Annotated in this window: 20 protein-coding genes; 5 read left to right on the top strand and 15 right to left on the bottom strand. The window is 64.8% G+C overall.

The window, feature by feature from the left end; all coding sequences use genetic code 11:
- Positions 1-63: 63 nt before the first annotated feature.
- A complete protein-coding gene (locus OKW40_RS05555) occupies positions 64-1,215 on the top strand; it encodes an NlpC/P60 family protein (RefSeq protein WP_429488647.1) in 1,152 nt (383 codons plus the stop codon).
- Positions 1,216-1,266: 51 nt separating this feature from the next.
- Positions 1,267-2,073 (top strand): SDR family oxidoreductase, encoded by an 807-nt coding sequence (locus tag OKW40_RS05550; RefSeq protein WP_429488645.1) that lies wholly within the window; start codon positions 1,267-1,269, stop codon positions 2,071-2,073.
- A 143-nt stretch (positions 2,074-2,216) separates the two neighbouring features.
- On the opposite strand, the gene OKW40_RS05545 is transcribed toward OKW40_RS05550, so the two are convergent.
- The 10 genes from OKW40_RS05545 to OKW40_RS05500 all read right to left on the bottom strand — a co-directional run bounded on the left by OKW40_RS05545 (position 2,217) and on the right by OKW40_RS05500 (position 10,186).
- Positions 2,217-3,227 (bottom strand): inorganic phosphate transporter, encoded by a 1,011-nt coding sequence (locus tag OKW40_RS05545; protein ID WP_184029113.1) that lies wholly within the window; start codon positions 3,225-3,227, stop codon positions 2,217-2,219.
- Positions 3,227-3,853, bottom strand: a complete 627-nt coding sequence (locus OKW40_RS05540) for a DUF47 domain-containing protein (protein ID WP_090804567.1) — start codon at positions 3,851-3,853, stop codon at positions 3,227-3,229. Before OKW40_RS05540 ends, OKW40_RS05545 begins: the two co-directional genes overlap by 1 nt.
- A gap of 115 nt (positions 3,854-3,968) precedes the next feature.
- Entirely contained in the window at positions 3,969-5,357 is a 1,389-nt protein-coding gene (locus tag OKW40_RS05535; RefSeq protein WP_184064847.1) for a replicative DNA helicase, read from the bottom strand.
- Between the two features lie 168 nt (positions 5,358-5,525).
- Positions 5,526-5,978: a 50S ribosomal protein L9 gene (gene rplI / locus OKW40_RS05530; RefSeq protein WP_090804561.1), complete on the bottom strand. Its 453-nt coding sequence runs from the start codon at positions 5,976-5,978 to the stop codon at positions 5,526-5,528.
- Between the two features lie 27 nt (positions 5,979-6,005).
- Positions 6,006-6,281, bottom strand: a complete 276-nt coding sequence (gene rpsR, locus OKW40_RS05525) for a 30S ribosomal protein S18 (RefSeq protein ID WP_013588504.1) — start codon at positions 6,279-6,281, stop codon at positions 6,006-6,008.
- Between the two features lie 2 nt (positions 6,282-6,283).
- Positions 6,284-6,583, bottom strand: a complete 300-nt coding sequence (gene priB, locus OKW40_RS05520; RefSeq protein WP_429488643.1) for a primosomal replication protein N — start codon at positions 6,581-6,583, stop codon at positions 6,284-6,286.
- A 68-nt stretch (positions 6,584-6,651) separates the two neighbouring features.
- On the bottom strand, positions 6,652-7,026 hold the full coding sequence (rpsF, locus tag OKW40_RS05515; RefSeq protein WP_090804556.1) for a 30S ribosomal protein S6: 375 nt from the start codon (positions 7,024-7,026) through the stop codon (positions 6,652-6,654).
- A gap of 191 nt (positions 7,027-7,217) precedes the next feature.
- Complete coding sequence (locus OKW40_RS05510) at positions 7,218-8,234, bottom strand: anti-sigma factor family protein (protein WP_429488641.1); 1,017 nt, start codon at positions 8,232-8,234, stop codon at positions 7,218-7,220.
- A complete protein-coding gene (locus tag OKW40_RS05505; protein WP_429488639.1) occupies positions 8,224-9,096 on the bottom strand; it encodes an RNA polymerase sigma factor in 873 nt (290 codons plus the stop codon). The genes OKW40_RS05510 and OKW40_RS05505 overlap by 11 nt, the downstream gene beginning before the upstream one ends.
- A gap of 175 nt (positions 9,097-9,271) precedes the next feature.
- Complete coding sequence (locus OKW40_RS05500; protein WP_429488637.1) at positions 9,272-10,186, bottom strand: LysR substrate-binding domain-containing protein; 915 nt, start codon at positions 10,184-10,186, stop codon at positions 9,272-9,274.
- Between the two features lie 171 nt (positions 10,187-10,357).
- Between OKW40_RS05500 and gcl the strand changes: the two genes are divergently transcribed.
- From gcl to OKW40_RS05485, 3 genes are all read left to right on the top strand, one after another.
- The gene (gene gcl / locus OKW40_RS05495; RefSeq protein ID WP_429488635.1) at positions 10,358-12,133 is read left to right on the top strand and encodes a glyoxylate carboligase; all 1,776 of its coding nucleotides are present in this window, start codon (positions 10,358-10,360) and stop codon (positions 12,131-12,133) included.
- Positions 12,134-12,262: 129 nt separating this feature from the next.
- Positions 12,263-13,072 (top strand): 2-oxo-tetronate isomerase, encoded by an 810-nt coding sequence (otnI, locus tag OKW40_RS05490; protein WP_429488633.1) that lies wholly within the window; start codon positions 12,263-12,265, stop codon positions 13,070-13,072.
- Between the two features lie 92 nt (positions 13,073-13,164).
- Positions 13,165-14,076, top strand: coding sequence for a 2-hydroxy-3-oxopropionate reductase (locus OKW40_RS05485; RefSeq protein ID WP_184064829.1), 912 nt, complete (start codon positions 13,165-13,167; stop codon positions 14,074-14,076).
- A gap of 259 nt (positions 14,077-14,335) precedes the next feature.
- Here OKW40_RS05485 and OKW40_RS05480 read toward each other — a convergent pair whose 3' ends face one another.
- The 5 genes from OKW40_RS05480 to cysT form a co-directional block, all read right to left on the bottom strand.
- A complete protein-coding gene (locus OKW40_RS05480) occupies positions 14,336-15,382 on the bottom strand; it encodes an asparaginase (protein WP_429488630.1) in 1,047 nt (348 codons plus the stop codon).
- Between the two features lie 178 nt (positions 15,383-15,560).
- Positions 15,561-16,487: a CysB family HTH-type transcriptional regulator gene (locus tag OKW40_RS05475; protein WP_184063795.1), complete on the bottom strand. Its 927-nt coding sequence runs from the start codon at positions 16,485-16,487 to the stop codon at positions 15,561-15,563.
- A gap of 118 nt (positions 16,488-16,605) precedes the next feature.
- On the bottom strand, positions 16,606-17,664 hold the full coding sequence (locus tag OKW40_RS05470) for a sulfate/molybdate ABC transporter ATP-binding protein (RefSeq protein ID WP_429488628.1): 1,059 nt from the start codon (positions 17,662-17,664) through the stop codon (positions 16,606-16,608).
- A complete protein-coding gene (cysW, locus tag OKW40_RS05465) occupies positions 17,665-18,672 on the bottom strand; it encodes a sulfate ABC transporter permease subunit CysW (protein WP_429488626.1) in 1,008 nt (335 codons plus the stop codon). It lies immediately after the preceding gene.
- Positions 18,669-19,565 carry a sulfate ABC transporter permease subunit CysT gene (gene cysT / locus OKW40_RS05460; protein ID WP_184029216.1) on the bottom strand — a complete coding sequence of 299 codons (897 nt, stop codon included), beginning with the start codon at positions 19,563-19,565 and terminating at the stop codon, positions 18,669-18,671. Before cysT ends, cysW begins: the two co-directional genes overlap by 4 nt.
- Positions 19,566-19,627 lie beyond the last annotated feature (62 nt).

Here is a 19,627-nt window from a genome sequence, read left to right as displayed (position 1 = left end):
TGGGCGGCTACCATCCCGACATCCTCAGTGAGTAAATGGGCGCTTACCGCCCGTGCCGTCTTCATGCGCCGACTCGCCTTATCGCTGCTGCCCGTCCTGCTGCTCGCCGCCTGTGCCGGCGCGCCGCAGAAGACGTCGCGCGGGTCAGGCGGCAGCGTCGTCGCGAACGGCGCCTATCGCGCGCCGCCGCCCGGCTTTCCCCACTTCGTCGATCACAGCATCGGCCGCGAGGAAATCTCCATTCAGGCGATGAGTCTCGTCGGCGTGCCCTACCGTTGGGGCGGCAATACGCCCGACAGCGGCTTCGATTGCAGCGGGCTCGTGCGGTACGTCGTGCTGCGCGCGGCGTCGGTGAACCTGCCGCGCACGACGGCCGAGATGAGCGGGCGTGGCGAGTCGATCGAACCGGACGAAATCGCGCCAGGCGATCTGATCTTTTTCAACACGACGGGGCGCGCGCATTCGCACGTCGGCATCTACGTGGGCAAGCTGCGCTTCGTCAACGCGCCATCGACGGGCGGCACCGTGCGGCTCGACTATCTGACCAATCCCTACTGGGCGAAGCGCTTCGACGGCATCCGCCGGATGGCGGGACCGGCGGCAACGCCGGCGCCGTTCGATACGCCGAGCTATCAGGCTGCGGCGCCGCAAACCGAGCGAGGTGCTGCGGCCGCGGCGACGGGCACGGCAACTACCGTGGCAGTTCCGGCAGCGTCGACCTACGCGGGCCCGACGGCGCTGTCCAGCCCGGCGTCGATGGCAACGGCCCGGCCGGTCGCGAGCGCGACGCCGGCGACCCGTGCAGGCGGCGGCACGCCCGTCGTGCAAGCCGATCAATTCGAGCCGCCGCCGTCGGGCCTCGGCGCCGCGCAGCTGCAGGCACGCTCAGCAGGCGCCGTGGCAGCGACGATGGTCCCCGCGGCTCAGACGAGCACGTTTGAAAGCGGCGCTCGTTCGCCCGCTCAACCGATGCAGTCCGCGACGACCGCCCGCACCCTTGCCCAACCTTCGCCCGACCCGATCGACGCCGCCGCCGATGCATTCGAACCGCCGCCACCCGCCTCCATCGCGGAACGCCAGGCCCGGCAGATGCAGCAGACCGAAGGCACTGGATCCGTGCAGCTCATGCGTGCGTCGACGGCTTCCCACGGCGTGCCCGCACCGACGCAAAGCAGCGACGACCCGATCGCCCGTTTCGCGAACGGCAACTTCTGACGCCGTGATCTGCTATCGTCATCGATATTCTTTCGACGGCGGGTAACGACCATGGAACTCGGGCTCAGAAATAAGGTAGTGCTCATCACCGGCGGCAGCAAAGGCATCGGTTTCGCCTGCGCGCGCGCCTTTGCACAGGAAGGCGCGAGGGTCGCGATCGTGTCGCGCGATCCCGCCAACCTTGCGCGCGCCTACGAACAGCTGAAACAGGAAGGATTCCACGTGCACCGCACGCGCGCCGACCTGCACGAAGCGCACAGCGCCGCCGATATCGTCGAGGAAGTCAGCACCGCCGTGGGCCCGATCGACGTGCTGATCAACAGTGCCGGCGCCGCGCGCCGGTACGACCCCGAGACGCTCGATGCCGACGCATTCCGCGCGACGATGGAAGCGAAGTATTTCCCGTATATCTATCCGCAGCAGGAAGTGCTGCGCCGTATGGCCGAGCGCGCGAAAGCCAACGGCGGTGCCGAGCCGGGCACGATCGTCAATATCATCGGCATGGGCGGCAAGGTCGCGAGCGACATCCATATCGCAGGCGGCGCGGCCAACGCGGCGCTGATGCTCGCGACCGTCGGCCTCGCGCACTACTACGCGCGCTATGGCATCCGCATCAACGCGATCAATCCGGGCGCGACGCTGACCGAGCGCGTCGAGGAAGCGGTCCGGCTGGAAGCGGCGCAGCAAGGCATCGGCAATGACGAAGCGCTGGCGCGCGGCCAGGCCCGGATGCCGCTCGGGCGCTATGCAAAGCCGGAGGAAATCGCCGACGTGGCGCTGTTCCTCGCGAGCCGCCGCGCGAGCTATGTGACGGGCGCGATCATTCCGATGGATGGTGCGAATGCGCCGCTGATCTGAACGCGTCGTGCAACGCGCTTTTTAGTCGAACTGCGTAGGGACACCGGTGCGATGCCATGGGCGGCATGTAGCCGAAGGCCCGCGCGTGCTGTTCAGCCAAACTCAGCCGAACCCGGCAGCGCAGGCCATGCATCGCATGGTGATTACAGGAAGTGGTGGCCCAGCCACCAGGCCCCGCCGGACAGCACCGCGGAAGCCGGGATCGTCAGAATCCAGGCCCAGACGATGTTGCCGGCGACACCCCAGCGCACCGCGCTCAGCTTCTGCGTCGCGCCGACTCCGACGATCGCGCCGGTGATCGTATGCGTGGTAGAGACGGGAATGCCAAGCGCCGAGGCGGTAAAAAGCGTGATCGCTCCGCCCGCCTCCGCGCAGAAGCCGCCGACCGGCTTCAACTTCGTGATTTTCTGGCCCATCGTGCGCACGATGCGCCAGCCACCGAACAGCGTACCGAGACCCATCGACAGATAGCAGCCGCCGATCACCCACAGCGGCGGTGCGTCCGCCTTCATCGACGCGAAGCCGGTGGCGATCAGTAACATCCAGATGATGCCGATGGTTTTCTGCGCGTCGTTGCCACCGTGACCCAGGCTGTACAGGCCAGCGGAGAACAATTGCAGACGCCTGAAGCGACGGTCGACCTTGCTAGGCGGCGTGCGGAAATACAGCCACGACACCAGCAGCATGAAAAACGAGCCGAGCACGAAGCCGAGCAGCGGTGAAATGAAGATAAACGCGACGGTCTTCATCAGGCCATCCCAGTTCAGCGATCCCCAGCCCGACTTCGCGAGCGCCGCACCCACGAGGCCGCCGATCAACGCGTGCGACGAACTGGACGGAATGCCGTAGACCCAGGTGATCACGTTCCATGCGATCGCGCCGACCAACGCGCCGAAGATCACGTAGTGGTCGACGATGTCCGGGTCGATCGTGCCCTTGCCGACGGTCGTGGCCACCTTCAGGTGAAACACGAAATACGCGATGACGTTGAACGCCGCCGCGAACGCCACCGCCTGCTGTGGCTTCAGCACGCCGGTCGACACGACCGTGGCGATCGAATTCGCCGCGTCGTGAAAGCCGTTCATGAAGTCGAACACCAAAGCAATGGCAACCAGGCCGGTGACGACCCAGATAGCGAGTTGTATCGATTGCATTATGCGTTTTCCAGCACGATGCCTTCGATGATGTTGGCCACATCCTCACACTTGTCCGTGATCGTTTCGAGCAGCTCGTAGATCGCCTTGAGCTTGATCAGGACCTTGACGTCGTCTTCCTCGCGGAACAGCTTCGACATCGCCGCGCGCAGCACGCTGTCGGCTTCCGATTCGAGCCGGTCGATGTCCTCGCAGGCCTTCAGGATCTGGCTCGCCTGCTTCATGTCCGACAGCAGGCTGACCGCGAACTGCACGCGCTCGCAGGTCGCCGTGCAGATATGCGCGAGCTGGCTCGCCTCCGACGTGACCGCTTGCACGTCATACAGCGAGATCGCGGTGGCGACGTCCTCCATCAGGTCGAGGATGTCGTCCATCGTCGTGATCAGCTTGTGGATCTCGTCGCGGTCGAGCGGCGTGATGAAGGTCTTGTGCAGCAGGTCGATGGCTTCGTGCGTGAGCTTGTCGGCCGCTTTCTCGGCCTTTTGTACGTTCTGCTTGTGGGTTTCGGCGTCCTGCAGATTGTCGATCAGGAGCTCGAGTTCGCGGCTTGCCGAAATGATGCACGTTGCGTGCGAATTGAAGATTTCAAAGAACTTGCCCTCGGTGGGCATGAATCGACCGAACATTGGGATCCTGGAAATGGGTCACGTTATGGCTGACATAAAAGCGCCATATTGTACCGTTCCGCCATCATTGCCGCACTCGCGACAGCGCCGTTACAACAGCCCACGGCGCCTTGCGTCACTCGCCGCCGTAAAAGTTCTGCGCGCCCGCAAAGTTGTCGAACTTCGTGTATTGGCCGTGGAACGTGAGCCGAACGGGACCGATCGGACCGTTCCGCTGCTTGCCAATGATGATCTCCGCGGTGCCCTTGTCGGGGCTGTCCGGGTTGTACACTTCGTCGCGGTAGATGAACAGGATCACGTCGGCGTCCTGTTCGATAGCGCCCGATTCGCGCAGGTCCGACATGATTGGCCGCTTGTTGGGCCGCTGCTCGAGGCCGCGATTCAGCTGCGACAACGCGATCACCGGCACGTCGAGCTCCTTCGCGAGGCTCTTCAGCGAACGCGAGATTTCCGAGATTTCGGTCGCGCGGTTTTCGCCCGACGACGAGCCGCTCATCAGCTGCAGATAGTCGATGATGATCAGTCCGAGCTTGCCGCACTGGCGCGATAGCCGGCGCGCGCGCGAGCGCAGTTCCATCGGGTTCAGACCGCCGGTTTCGTCGATGAAGATCTGTGCCTCGCTCATTTTCTGCACCGCATGCGTGAGCTTCGGCCAATCCTCGTCGGTCAGGCGCCCGGTTCGCATGCGATGCTGGTCGAGCCGGCCGACCGAGCCCAGCATACGCATCGTGAGCTGCGTGCCCGGCATTTCCATCGAGAACACCGCGACGGGTAGTCCGTACTCGACCGCGACGTATTCGCCGACGTTCATCGAAAACGCCGTCTTACCCATCGACGGACGGCCCGCGACGATGATCAGCTCGCCGCCGTGCATGCCCGAGGTCATACGATCCAGATCGACGAAGCCGGTCGGCGTGCCGGTCACGTCGCTCGGATTGGCGGTGTGATAGAGCGTGTCGATCCGCTCGACCACCTGGGTCAGCAGCGGCCCGATCTCGAGAAAGCCCTGGGTGCCGCGCGCGCCGTCTTCGGCGATCGAGAACACCTTCGATTCCGCTTCGTCCAGCAATTGCCGGACTTCCTTGCCTTGCGGGTTGAACGCGTCGGCGGAGATTTCATCGGCGACCGACACGAGCCGGCGCAGCACCGCGCGGTCGCGCACGATTTCCGCATAGCGGCGGATGTTGGCCGCGCTCGGCGTGTTCTGCGCGAGCGCGTTCAGGTAAGCGAGGCCGCCGACCTCTTCCGCCTTGCCCGAAGTGCCGAGCGCTTCGTAGACGGTGACCACGTCGGCCGGCCGCGTGGCCGCAATCAGCTTGCCGATGTGCTCGAAGATGATGCGGTGGTCGTAGCGGTAGAAGTCGCTTTTCGCGAGGAAGTCGGCGATGCGGTCCCAGGCCGCGTTATCGAGCAGCAGGCCGCCCAGCACCGATTGCTCGGCTTCGATCGAATGCGGCGGGACTTTCAGCGACTCGAGTTGGGGATCTTTGGACGGTGCGTTCATGGGGAGGAATTATCGGGCAATCCGGCGACGGCTGCGAGCGGAAAAAACGCAAATACGGTGATATACGAGAGATAGTCGGGCACAAAAAAAGCAGGGGCCGGTTTCCCGGCCCCTGCTCTTCACCAGCAATACGCTGGCTGATCCTGCCTGATGCTTGGTGCGGTCGGCTTAGACGTGCTCGCCGATCACGGCCACCGTCACATCGACGAGAACGTCGGTGTGCAGCGAAACCTGAACCGGGTGCTCGCCAACCATCTTCAGCGGGCCTTCCGGCAGACGCACTTGCGCCTTTTCCACTGCGAAGCCTTGCTTGCCGAGCGCTTCGGCGATGTCAGCGTTCGTCACCGAGCCGAACAGACGGCCGTCGACGCCAGCCTTCTGTTTGATCTGAACGGTCTGGCCTGCCAGCTTTTCGCCTTGAGCCTGAGCGGCTGCCAGCTTTTCAGCGGCGTGCTTTTCGAGTTCTGCGCGGCGCACTTCGAATTCAGCGAGGGCTTCCTTCGTTGCACGGCGAGCCTTCTTGTTCGGGATCAGGAAGTTACGTGCGTAACCGTCCTTGACCTTCACGATGTCGCCGAGGTTACCCAGATTGACGACTTTTTCCAGAAGAATGATTTGCATTCGGATGCTCCTTATCGCGTCGTCGGGTTAGGCCTTGTGCTGGTCGGTGTACGGCACCAGCGCGAGGAAACGTGCGCGCTTGATAGCCGTGTCCAGCTGGCGTTGATAATGCGCCTTGGTACCCGTGAGACGTGCCGGCGTGATCTTGCCGTTCTCGCCGATGAAGTCCTTCAGCGTTTCGATGTCTTTGTAGTCGATGTACTCGACGCCAGCAGCCGTGAAACGGCAGAACTTCTTGCGCTTGAAGAGCGGGTTCTGTTGCTGACGACGCTTGTCGAATTTCTTACCAGTCGGGCGGGGCATGATTAGTCCTTTCCAATGTCCTGCAATGCTGTGATGTGAAATACCAGAGTTCGCGCGTTACGGTGCTTTTTAGCCAGAAAACCTGTGAAGAGCGTTTCGACGCCCATCTGACAGTTTTCGAGCTCACCGCTCGCTTCGCCCGCGGCGACCGCCTGCATGGTCAGTTCGACCTGACGGGCAATGCCCGCCTCGACGACTTCCGTGCGGTGGTGCAACGTGCAGCTGGCAATCGGAACGCCGGCGGGGGTGTACCGCACCGGTTCGCGTTCGACGACGCTCGCCGTAAGTTGCAGCCGGTTCATGTACCTGTTTATGTCTTCGTGTACGTGAGCGGAGCGACGCTGCGTGTCTGGCAGCTTAATAACGAGTCTTAAGCCTGCGCTTCGGTCGGCTGAGCTGCTGCCGACTTCTTGGCTTCTTCGCGCTGCACTTCCTTCATCATCGGCGACGGGCCGGTTTCGGCCTTCTTCATCTTGACGATGAGGTGACGCAGAACGGCGTCGTTGAACTTGAATGCGTGTTCCAGCTCGTCGAGCGTGGTCTGGTCGCACTCGATGTTCATGCAGACGTAGTGAGCCTTCGCGAGTTTCTCGATCATGTAGGCCAGTTGGCGACGGCCCCAGTCTTCGACGCGGTGGATCTGACCACCGTGCGACGTGATCGTGCCCTTGTAACGCTCGATCATGGCGGGCACCTGCTCGCTTTGATCGGGATGCACGATAAAGACGATTTCGTAATGACGCATTACACACTCCTTGTGCTGACTTTTGGATAGAAGCCGCCCGGGCGTCGGAACCGGTGCGGCAAGTGAGAAGCCCAAGAGTCTAACCCGAATGGGGACGGGTTGCAAGGAATTCCGCCGATTCGGCGGCGGAATCGGATGTGTTTTCAAGAGCTTAGGGTGGGGGGTCGCGGAAGTCGGGCCGTCCTTGCCCCTCAACCCGCTTCCGTGCGCTGGCTGCCGCTCTGCAAACGCGCTCTGAGCGCCGCTTCGAGTCCCTTGAGCGCATCGGGTGCGGCGTCCGAGATCGCCCACCAGGTCATGCCCGCCGCGTCCCAGTGCGCGATCGAATAGCCGTCGTGGGCGAGCGATGCCGGCGCCGCGCCGTCAATGCCACGCATCGTGGACTGCGGAAACACATACACGTCGATCACGTGCTTGCCGTAGCGGTACACGAGCACCGCGACCCGCTGGTGCGCGAGGTAGTCGAGCCGGCCCCCCTCCAGCGCGAAGCCGGCCGCCGCGAGGTCCTCGACCGGCGGCGAATAGTCGAGCCGACCGTTGAACCATGGCTTGACCGTGTGACGGTCGGTCGAAATTACGTCGATGTCGCGGCCGGAAACCTGCGCGCGCACATGGCTTTCGATGAGTTCGTCGGTGAATGGCGTGAGTTCGGCGGGACCGCGCAGCGTCAGCGTCAGGACAGCGGTGGCCACACACAGCGCAATCACGAGCACCGCGAAACCGCCGCGCGCGACCACGCGGTTGGCGCCGCCGGCGGCATGCGGTCCGTTGAAGCCGATTAGCCGGCCGCGTGAATCGCCCGAGCGACCCGGACCGCTGGAGCCACCGAGCCACCGGTCGAGCCACGCGGGCCGCCGCGCCCAACGATGCTGACGCTGAGGTTGGTACGTCGCCATGTCGGTCAGCCCGGCGCTAGCGCTGCCGGTAGACTCCTCCTCCGCATCTTCAGGCGCCGCCGTCGTGGCCAACCCCGCACTTCCTCCCTCGACCGCGCCGGTCAAGCCCGCCACGATCCGCGCCCGCAACGACTGCGGCGCCCGATGATACGGCGCCGCGCGCAGCGCGCCGCTCAGCGCGCGCAGGTTGTCGCTCGCGCGCCGACAGTCGTCGCAGCTCTCGATATGCTGCTGGACCCGGCGCGCATCGGGTGCCGGCAGTTCGTGATCGGCATTCGCCTCGAGGAGCGGCCGAGCTTCGTTACAGTCCATCCGGCGTCTCCTGAGCGGGGTCGGCGGCAGCGCCGGGAATGTTGAGGGGCCGGCCGTCGGCAAACGCCCAAAGTTGCGTCACTGTTGCGGTGGCGGGCACGACCGCCGATGATGCCGCGCGGCCGTCGCCGGAACTTCGCGGTGGCCGGTCGGACGGCGCGCAGGGCGTGGACGACCCCGAGGGCGCGACTGCCGCCGACTGCACGACCCGCCCGGACTGCGCCCCCTGCTCCAGCGGCGCTTGCGTCGACCCGCGCCGGTCACCCTGCCCGCCTTTGCGTCCCCCGCCAACCGACTCCCCCCCGCCTCGCTGCAGCGCCATCAACACCTCCGCCAGCTTGCGCCGCCCACGCGCGAGCCGCGACATCACCGTACCGATCGGCACATCGGCCACCACCGCGATCTCCCGATATCCCATCTCCTCGAGCTCGCGCAAGATCAGCACCTCGCGATACTCGACCGGCAAACGCGCCAACGCGTCGTGTACCTGGCGTGCATCCTCGTCGCGGATCAGCAGCGTCTGCGGATCGTCGCCGCCCGCGCTCCAGCCGTCGAGGGTCGCGTCGTCCATCGTTTCGTCGAATTCGAGCATGTCGTGCGACGGCGCGCGACGGCGCCATTCCGTGTACCAGGTTCGGCGCACGATCGCGAGCAGCCACGGCCGCGCGGAGTCGCCGCGAAACGTCTCGAAGAAGCGGAACGCGCGCATGAACGCTTCCTGCACGACGTCCTCGGCATCGTTCGGATTGCCGCACAGCCAGCGCGCGAGGTTGTACGCGGCGTCGAGATGCGGCAACGCCAGCTGCTGGAAGCGGCGGCTTTTCGCTGCATCGGCATCGGCGTCTGAATCGGTCTGGACCACGTGGGCCCCTCCAAGGGCATGGCGGCTGCGTCCTGCGGGTCGCTGTTGCGCGTCCCGCGTGGTGTCGTTCCTGACGTGTCTTTCACAGCAGAACTGGCCATAGACCGAGTTTATTCCCGACTCAGGCGAGCTTTCGCAAGAAAGACCGCGATCGCCTGCGCGCCCCGCTCGCCAGCTAGTACGATGGCCGGTTCCAGTAGTCGTCGCTCGCGTACACGTCTTTCAGATAGTCGATGAAATAGCGCACGCGCGCCGGCACGAAGCGCTGCTGCGGATAGACCGCAAGAATGTCGTAATCGGGCAGCGCATATTCGTCGAGCACGGTTTCGAGCTCGCCGCGCGCGAGCTGCCGCTGGATTTCCCACGTCGAACGCCAGCCGAGTCCGAGCCCCTCCGAAACCCAGCGATGCAGCAGTTCGCCATCGTTGCAGTCCAGCGAGCCGCCCACCCGCACCGTCGCGAGCTTGCCGTTGCGGCGGAAATACCAGCCGCGGTTCTGCCCGCCTTGCAGATTGAACGCGAGGCAGTTGTGGGCCGGCAGATCCTCGAGCGTCTTCGGCTTGCCGTGACGGCGAAAATAGTCGGGCGTACCGCACACCACGCGCCGGTTCGACGCGAGCTTCACCGCGACGAAGTTCGGATCGACCGCGCCGCCGATGCGGATCGACAGATCGTAGCCCTCGCGCACCAGATCGACGACCCGGTCGGTCAGATTGAACGACATCTGCAACTCGGGTTTGTCGTGCAGAAATGCAGGCGCGAGCGGCGCGACGTGCTTACGCCCGAACGCGGCGGGCGCCGATACGATCAGATGGCCGTTCACCGCGCGGCGCCCCGCGCTCAGTTCGTTTTCCGCCTGATCCCATTCGCTGAGAAGCCCGCGGCAGCGTTCGAGAAACGCGGCGCCGTCCTCGCTGACGACGAGCCGCCGTGTCGTGCGATACATCAGCTTCACGCCGAGGCGCTTCTCGAGCGCATCGATGCGCCGCCCGAGAATCACCGGCGACACGCCTTCCTCAAGCGCCGCCGCCGCGAGACTGCCCGCATCGGCGACCCGCACGAAGGTTTCGATCTGTTTGAAGCGGTCCATGTTCGTCTCCCACCTGTCTCTTGCCGGGCTGATGCCGGCCGTGCGCCGGGCTTCACGTCATTCCATACTTTTTGTTTCGGAATAAGCGACCCGGACTGATCTTATCAAACCTTTGGCGCAGGCCTACAGTGTCCCTCAACCGACGTAATTCCCGACCTTGAGGAGACATTCATGGCCAAAATGAGAGCCGTCGACGCCGCCGTTCTGGTGCTCGAAAAAGAAGGCATCGATACCGCGTTCGGCGTGCCGGGCGCCGCGATCAACCCGTTCTACTCGGCGATGCGCAAAGCCGGCGGCATCAGCCACGTGCTCGCGCGCCATGTGGAGGGCGCATCGCACATGGCCGAGGGCTACACCCGCGCGCAGCCGGGCAACATCGGCGTGTGCATCGGCACCTCGGGCCCCGCCGGCACCGACATGATCACCGGTTTGTACTCCGCGCAGGCCGACTCGATTCCTATTCTGGCTATCACAGGCCAGGCGCCGCGCGCGCGTCTGTACAAGGAAGACTTCCAGGCCGTCGATATCGAATCGATCGCCAAGCCCGTCACCAAGTGGGCCGTGACCGTGCGCGAGCCGGCGCTGGTGCCGCGTGTGTTCCAGCAGGCGTTCCATCTGATGCGCTCGGGCCGCCCGGGCCCGGTGCTGGTCGATCTGCCGATCGACGTGCAGCTCGCCGAAATCGAATTCGACATCGACACGTACGAGCCGCTGCCGGTCTACAAGCCGAAGGCGACCCGCAAGCAGATCGAGGCAGCGCTGACGCTGCTCAACGATGCCGACAAGCCGTTGATCGTGTCGGGCGGCGGCGTGCTGAACGCCGTAGCCGAAGACCTGCTCGTGAGGTTCGCCGAAACGCTCGGCGTGCCGGTGATCCCAACGTTGATGTCGTGGGGCGCGATTCCCGACGACCATCCGCTGATGGTCGGCATGGTCGGTCTGCAGACCTCGCATCGCTACGGCAACGCGACGATGCTCGCGTCCGACTTCGTGCTCGGCATCGGCAACCGCTGGGCCAACCGTCACACCGGCAGCGTCGATGTCTATACGAAGGGGCGCAAGTTCGTGCACGTCGATATCGAACCGACGCAGATCGGCCGCGTGTTCGGCCCGGATCTCGGCATCGTGTCGGACGCGAAGGCCGCGCTCGAACTGTTCGTCGAAGTGGCCAGCGAATGGAAGGCCGCGGGCAAGCTGAAGGATCGCGCCGCGTGGGTTGCCGATTGCCAGCAACGCAAGCGCACGATGCTGCGCAAGACGCACTTCGACAACGTGCCGATGAAGCCGCAGCGCGTCTACGAAGAGATGAACCAGGTGTTCGGCCGCGACACGTGCTACGTGAGCACGATCGGCCTGTCGCAGATCGCCGCCGCGCAATTCCTGCACGTCTACAAGGCGCGCAACTGGATCAACTGCGGCCAGGCCGGCCCGCTCGGCTGGACGATTCCGGCGGCGCTCGGCGTGCGCGCGGCCGACCCGCAACGGCCGATCGTCGCGCTGTCGGGCGACTACGACTTCCAGTTCATGATCGAGGAGCTCGCGGCCGGCGCGCAATTCAAGCTGCCGTACGTGCATGTCGTCGTGAACAACTCGTACCTCGGGCTGATTCGCCAGGCGCAGCGCGCGTTCGAAATGGACTACTGCGTGCAGCTCGGCTTCGAGAACATCAACTCGCCGGAGATGAACGGCTATGGCGTCGATCACGTCGCCGTCGCCGAAGGTCTCGGCTGCAAGGCGATTCGCGTGTTCAAGCCGGAAGAGTTGAAGCCGGCGCTGCAAAAAGCGCAGTCGATGCTGGCCGAGTTCAACGTGCCGGTGATCGTCGAAGTGATTCTCGAACGCGTGACCAACATCTCGATGGGCACCGAGATCGACGCGATCAACGAGTTCGAGGAACTCGCGGAAAAGCGCGAGGACGCGCCGACGGCGATCAGCCTGCTCGATTGAGCGTTGCGTCTTCGCGGTATTCGCAGCATTCAGCGCGCTCGATGCGAGAGGGCCGAGCCCATGCTCCGCGCCCTCGCCTCATCACGACCAGCGCGCCATTCCCTGACCGACCTGAGAGACAAAAGCACCATGCCTAAATTCGCAGCGAACCTGACGATGCTGTTCAACGAAGTGCCGTTCCTCGACCGTTTCGCGGCGGCGGCCAACGCCGGCTTTCATGCCGTCGAATTCCTGTTTCCCTATCCGTATTCGATCGCCGAATTGAGCGCACGTCTGCAACAGAACCGCCTCAAGCTGGTGCTGCACAACCTGCCGGCCGGCAACTGGGAAGCCGGCGAACGCGGCATCGCGTGCCTGCCCGATCGGGTCGCCGAGTTTCAGGAAGGCGTGGGCCGCGCGATCGAATACGCAAGCGCGTTGAAGGTGCCGCAACTGAACTGCCTCGTTGGCATTCCGGGCGCGAACGTCGACGCCGACACCGCCCGCGCAACGATCGTCGACAACCTGCGCTTTGCCGCGCGCGAGCTCAAGAAGGCCGGCATCCGGCTGCTCGTCGAGCCATGCAACTCGTACGACATTCCGGGCTTCGCGCTGAACCGTTCGCGCGATGGACTCGACGTGATTCGCGAGGTCGGCTCGGACAATCTGTTCCTGCAATACGACATCTATCACATGCAGCGGATGGAAGGCGAACTCGCGGCGACGATCGAAAAGAACCTCGCGCAGATCGCGCATATCCAGCTCGCGGACAACCCCGGGCGGCACGAACCGGGCACCGGCGAGATCAACTATCCGTATCTGTTCGCGCTGCTCGACTCGCTCGGCTACGACGGCTACGTCGGTTGCGAATACAAGCCGCGCACGACGACCGATGCCGGCCTCGGCTGGGTGCAAAGCGTGGCAGGTCAGGTGCGCGGCGCGGCGCATGCGGCGGCTTGAGGCGGCTTGAGGCGGCTTGAGGCGCCTTGGGGTTCCTGATGGAACCCTGAAGCCTCAACGCACGCCCCCTATAACCCTGGAGATTCACACACATGGCAAAGATCGGCTTCATCGGACTCGGCATCATGGGCGCGCACATGGCGCGCAACCTCATCAAGGGCGGTCACTCGCTGTTCGTGAACGGCGCGTATCCGGTACCGGACGACATCGCGAAGAGCACGAGCGTGGTCGCCAGTTCGACCGCGGTCGCGCAGGCCGCCGACATCGTCATCATCATGGTGCCGGACACGCCGGACGTCGCCAACGTGCTGTTCGCCGACGACGGCGTCGCCGCCGGCCTCACCAAAGGCAAGCTCGTCATCGACATGAGCTCGATCTCGCCGCTCGACACCCAGGCGTTCGCGAAGAAGATCAACGCGCTCGGCGTCGACTATCTCGATGCGCCGGTGTCCGGCGGCGAAATCGGCGCGCGGGATGCGTCGCTGACGATCATGGTCGGCGGCCCCGAGAAAGCCTTTGCGCTGGCCAAGCCGTTGTTCGAACTGATGGGCAAGAACATCTCGCTGATCGGCGACAACGGCGCGGGTCAGACCTGCAAGGTCGCGAACCAGATCATCGTCGCGCTGAACATCGAAGCGGTCGCGGAAGCGCTGCTGTTCGCGTCGCGCTCGGGCGCCGACCCAGAGCGCGTCCGGCGCGCGTTGATGGGGGGCTTCGCGTCGTCGCGGATTCTCGAAGTGCATGGCGAGCGCATGACGAAGCGCAGGTTCAATCCGGGCTTTCGCATCGAGCTGCATCAGAAGGACTTGAATCTCGCGCTCGATGGCGCGCGTAAGCTCGGCATCGCGCTGCCGCATACCGCGAGCGCGCAGCAGCTGTTCAGCGTCTGCGCCGCGAACGGCGGCAAGGCGTGGGATCACTCGGCGATGGTGCGCGCGCTCGAAATCATGGCGAATCATGAGGTCGCGCAGGCGCCGGACAGTGAAGAAGCGAAGGCGGCTTGAGGTCTTCGTGCTTCCTCTTCAGTTCAGCTCGCCGTTGATTCCGCCGGTTGCCGCTTCGGCATCGGCGAGCTCACGGTGAACACAGGTGGGGCGCCCGTTCGTTGCACGGCAGCTTGGGTTGCCGGCGCGGCGCAACGGGCAAATCGCGCCGCTCTGGGCTGAGAGCGGCAAGTGGGGTCCGCAGCGGCACCCGTCGGTGACGGGGAAGCCTTGGTCGGTCAGACGTCGTCGTCGGGTGTCCGGCTGTCGGATTCGCCAATCAATACGTATCGAACACCTTCTGCAACGCCGCCGGCGCAGTGTGGCCCGCGGCCAGCGCCAGCATCAGCAGCACCCTCGCCTTGTACGGATTCAGCGAACCCGCGCTGACGAAACCGAGCGCATCGTCGGCCGCCGCGCCGTTGCGCATCACATGCCCCGAACCCACGCGCGACGAGCGCACCACCGCCACGCCGCGCAACGCGGCATCCGCCAGTGCCTGCTGCAACGACTGGTGGATCGAGCCATTGCCCGTTCCCGCCACGACGATGCCGCGCACATCCGCGGCCACCAGCGCATCGATGGCGACCCGCGACACGCCCGCATAGCTCGTGACGATCTCCACCTGCGGCCACGCCGCATCGATTGCGAATTCGCTCGCGACCGTATGCGCGCGCACCACGCCGCGCTGGAACTCGACGCGGCCATCCTGCACCCAGCCGAGCGCGCCAATCTCAGGCGACTGGAACGCATCGACCGCATAGGTGCTCGTTTTCACGACGTCGCGCGCGCTATGAATCCGGTTGTTGAACGCGACCAGCACGCCCTGCCCTCGTGCCGCCGCGTGCGCGGCGACCGTCACCGCATTTAGCAGGTTCAGCGGACCGTCGGCGGAGAGCGCCGACGCTGGGCGCATCGCCGCGGTCAGCACGACCGGCTTGTCCGACTTGACGGTCAGATGCAGCAGGTAGGCGGTTTCCTCGAGTGTATCGGTGCCGTGCGTGACCACCACGCCGTCTACGTCGTCCGTCGCGAGCAGCGTGTTGATGCGTTGCGCGAGTGTGGTCCAAAGCGGCAGCGACATGTCCTTGCTGTCGACGCTGGCGATCTGCTCGGGCGCGATTCGCGCGACCGTAGACAACGCCGGCACCGCCGCGAGCAGTTGATCGACGCCGACGACGCCCGCCTGATAGCCCGACGTATTGGCCGCATCCGGGGCCGCGCCGGCGATCGTGCCGCCGGTCGCGAGCACCGCGATGCGCGGCAGCGTCGGCGCGGTGCTATGGCCGGGGGGAATCGGGAGAGAGGGAGAAGTCGAGGTATTCATGGCGGCGATTGTAAGCGATGCGCTTCGCGTCGCCATGCGTGGAAGACCGGACGCGGGTTCGGCTTGCGCGAGCGTGCGCAACGCGCGAGCGGGCTTAAATCTCATGCGGTGCCCAACTGCACTCATCACCACAAGTATTGACGACGGGTGCAAGTCCCACCCTAAGCTGCTCGCAGCCCTAAGCCGCCTCGCGCAACTGCGCCGCGATGTCTGCCTCGCTCAACTGCGGCGCGAACATCTCGATCAACCGATAGGCGTACGCGCGCAGGAACGCCCCCTTGCGCAGGCCGACACGCGTCGTGCTCGCCTCGAACAGATGCTGCGTGTCGAGCGCGACGAGTTCGCTGTCGCGCTTCGGGTCGTAGGCCATTGCCGCGACCACGCCGATGCCCATGCCGAGTTCGACGTAGGTCTTGATCACGTCGGCGTCGATCGCGGTCAGCACGACGTCGGGCAACGCACCCACTTTCGCGAACGCCTGATCGATATGCGAGCGGCCGGTGAAGTCCTGGTCGTAGGTGACGATCGGGAATTCGGCGATCTCGTCGAGCGTCAGATTCGCACGGCCGACGAGCGGATGATCCTTCGGCACCACCACGACGTGATGCCACGAATAGCACGGGAACGTGACGATGTCGGGAAAACGGTCGAGCGCCTCGGTCGAGATGCCGATATCCGCCTCGCCGTTGATGATCATCTGCGCGATCTGCTGCGGGCTGCCCTGGCGCAGCGCCAGATGCACTTTCGGGAACACCGACGTGAACTGCCGAATCACTTTCGGCAATGCGTAGCGTGCCTGCGTGTGGGTGGTCGCGACGACGAGGTGGCCGCTGTCCTGATCCGCGTACTGACGCGCGACGCGGCGCAGATTCTCCGCATCGAGCAGCATCCGCTCGATCAACTGATGCACGGCCTTGCCCGGTTCGGTGAGCCCGGTCAGACGCTTGCCGCGGCGGATGAAGATGTCGACCCCGAGTTCGTCCTCGAGATCCTTGATCTGCTTCGATACGCCCGACTGCGAGGTGTAGAGCACGTTCGCCACTTCGGTCAGGTTCATGTTCTGCCGCACGGCTTCGCGCACGAAGCGCAATTGCTGGAAATTCATCGTTGTGTCTCCGGTTCCGCCAGAGTTGAGTTATTGGAGCCGCACATGCCAGGCGAACCACGCGGTACGGCTGATACGTTCTCTCCTGTCCACAGCGCCGCACAGCGGCGCCGCCATCTCACTGCGCCGGAAACACCCGCAGCGCGCGCGGCACCGCGGTGACGCCGTCGCCGATCGCGAGTTGCAGATCACGCCACGTTTCGCGATCGAGCTCGGCTTCGAGCAGATTGCCCTCGCGACCGGCGAGCTCGACGCGCACCGAACCGCCGAGCGTCACCACGCGCCGCACGTCGACGACAATGCCCTCGCGATGCCCCGCCGCCTGCGGATACAACTGCAGATCGTGCGGCCGCACATAGGCGAACGCCGGGCCCCTAAAACCCGCCGCGATAGCGACCGGCAGCGCCGCGGTATCGACGACGAAGCCTTGCGCATCGACGCTGCCGTGCAGGCGGTTCGCCGCGCCGAGAAACTCGTAGACGAACGGCGTCTGCGGATGGTCGTACACCTCCTGTGGGCTGCCTACCTGCTCGACATGCCCGCGATTGAGCACGACGATGCGGTCCGCCACTTCGAGCGCTTCTTCCTGATCGTGCGTGACGAAGATCGTCGAAATATGCAGATCGTCGTGCAGGCGACGCAACCAGCTGCGCAGTTCCTTGCGCACCTTCGCGTCGAGCGCGCCGAACGGCTCGTCGAGCAACAGCACCTTCGGCTCCACGGCCAACGCACGTGCGAGCGCGATGCGCTGGCGCTGGCCGCCGGACAGCTCCGACGGATAGCGCTGCGCGAGCCAGTCGAGCTGCACGAGCTTCAGCAACTCATGCACCTTCTCACGAATCACCTTCTCGGACGGACGTTCCTTGCGCGGCTTCACGCGCAGCCCGAACGCGACGTTTTCGAACACCGTCATATGCCGGAACAGCGCGTAGTGCTGGAACACGAAACCCACCTCGCGCTCACGCGCGCCGACCGCCGCGACATCCTGGCCTTGCAGCTCGACCCGGCCGCCATCCGCGTATTCGAGGCCGGCGATCACACGCAGCAACGTCGTCTTGCCGCAACCCGACGGCCCGAGCAGCGCGACGAGTTCGCCCGGTGGAAAGTCGAGCGACAGGTTGTCGAGCGCGACGAAATCGCCGAAGCGCTTTTGCAGGTTACGAACGGTGATACCCATTTACAGCTCTCCTTGCTTGAGCGGATGTCGCTGCGACGCAGGCGTGGCGTTGACGAAAAACGAATGCGAAGCGGACTGCGCGCTATTGGCCTGCGAAGCGCCGGACGGCGACACGGGCCCCGCATACGCAGGCACTTCGCGCGCCGCCGACAGTTCCGCCGACATATGACGCTCGGCCAGCAGCTTGAGCCCCAGCGTGACCAGCGCCAGCAGCGCGAGCAGCGAGGCCACGGCGAACGCGGCCGAGAAGTTGTACTCGTTGTAGAGGATTTCGACGTGCAGCGGCATCGTGTCGGTCTGCCCCCGAATATGGCCCGACACGACCGACACCGCGCCGAACTCGCCCATTGCGCGCGCATTGCACAGAATCACGCCGTACAGCAGACCCCACTTGACGTTCGGCAGCGTGACGCGACGAAACGTCTGCCAGCCCGATGCGCCGAGCACGTGCGCGGCTTCTTCCTCGTCGTTGCCCTGCGCCTGCATCAGCGGAATCAGCTCGCGCGCGACGAACGGGAACGTGACGAAGATCGTCGCGAGCACGATGCCCGGCACCGCGAAGATGATCTGCACGTTGTGATCTTCGAGCCACGGGCCGAACCAGCCCTGCGCGCCGAACATCAGCACGTAGATCAGACCGGAGATCACCGGCGACACCGAAAACGGCAGGTCGATCAACGTGGTCAGCAGCGCCTTGCCGCGGAATTCGAACTTCGCGATACACCACGACGCCGCGAGGCCGAACACGAGGTTCAGCGGCACCGCGATTGCCGCGGTGAGCAGCGTCAGTTTGATCGCCGACAGCGCATCCGGATCGGCGAGCGCTTCGAAGTAAAAACGCAGCCCCTTGTTCAGCGCCTGGTAGAACACCGCGGCGAGCGGCACGGCCAGAAACAGCGCGAGAAACAGCAGTGCGAGGCCGATCAGCAGCCAGCGCACGAGCGCCGGCTCGCTGACCGGATCGGGGCGACGCGCCACGCTCGCCGGGTAGGTCGGAACGCGGCTCATTGCACACCTCCACCGATAGCGGCGACGCTCGTGGCCACTGGCGCCGATCCCGTCTTGCCGCGGCTCGTGCGCCGCTGCAGATACCACTGCAGCGTGTTGATCGACAGCAGCATCAGGAACGACACGACCAGCATCACGACCGCGAGCGCCGTCGCGCCCGCATAGTCGTATTGCTCGAGCTTCGTGATGATCAGGAGCGACGTGATCTCCGACTTCATCGGCACATTGCCGGCGATGAAGATTACCGAGCCGTATTCGCCGAGCGCGCGCGCAAAGGCGAGCGCGAAGCCGGTCAGCAGCGCCGGCAACACGGCCGGCAGCACGACGCGGCGAAACGTGAGCCAGCGCGACGCGCCGAGACACGCGGCCGCCTCCTCCTGCTCGCGCTCGAACTCCTCGAGCACCGGTTGCACCGTGCGCACGACGAACGGCAGGCCGATGAACGTCAGCGCGACCAGCACGCCCGCCGGCGTGAACGCGATCTTGATGCCGAGCGGCGCGAGGAACTGGCCGATCCAGCCGTTGCCCGCATACACGGCCGCGAGCGAAATGCCCGCCACCGAGGTGGGCAACGCGAATGGCAGATCGACGACCGCATCGACGATACGCTTGAACGGAAACGTGTAGCGCACCAGCACCCACGCGACGAGAAAGCCGAACACCGCGTTGATCAGCGCGCCGCCTAGCGCCGAGAAAAACGTCAGCCGATACGACGCGAGCACACGCGGCGACGTGACCGCGCGCACGAACTGATCCCAGTCGAGCGTCGCGGTTTTCAGAAAGGTCGCCGCCAATGGAATCAGCACCACGAGGCTCAGATAAGCCACCGTGATGCCGAGTGTCAGGCCAAAACCGGGCAATGCGCTCGGCTTGCGGAAGGTCAACGTGGTCATGCTGGATACTCGTTCATGGTTGATGCTCGCGCGGTTGTTCGTTTTGCCGTGCTGCCGTACTG

The organism is Paraburkholderia sp. RAU6.4a (assembly GCF_050435625.1).
GTDB lineage: Bacteria > Pseudomonadota > Gammaproteobacteria > Burkholderiales > Burkholderiaceae > Paraburkholderia > Paraburkholderia tuberum.
The sequence above is the reverse complement of the archived record's forward strand: the minus strand, read 5'-3'. Positions and strand labels throughout refer to the sequence as shown.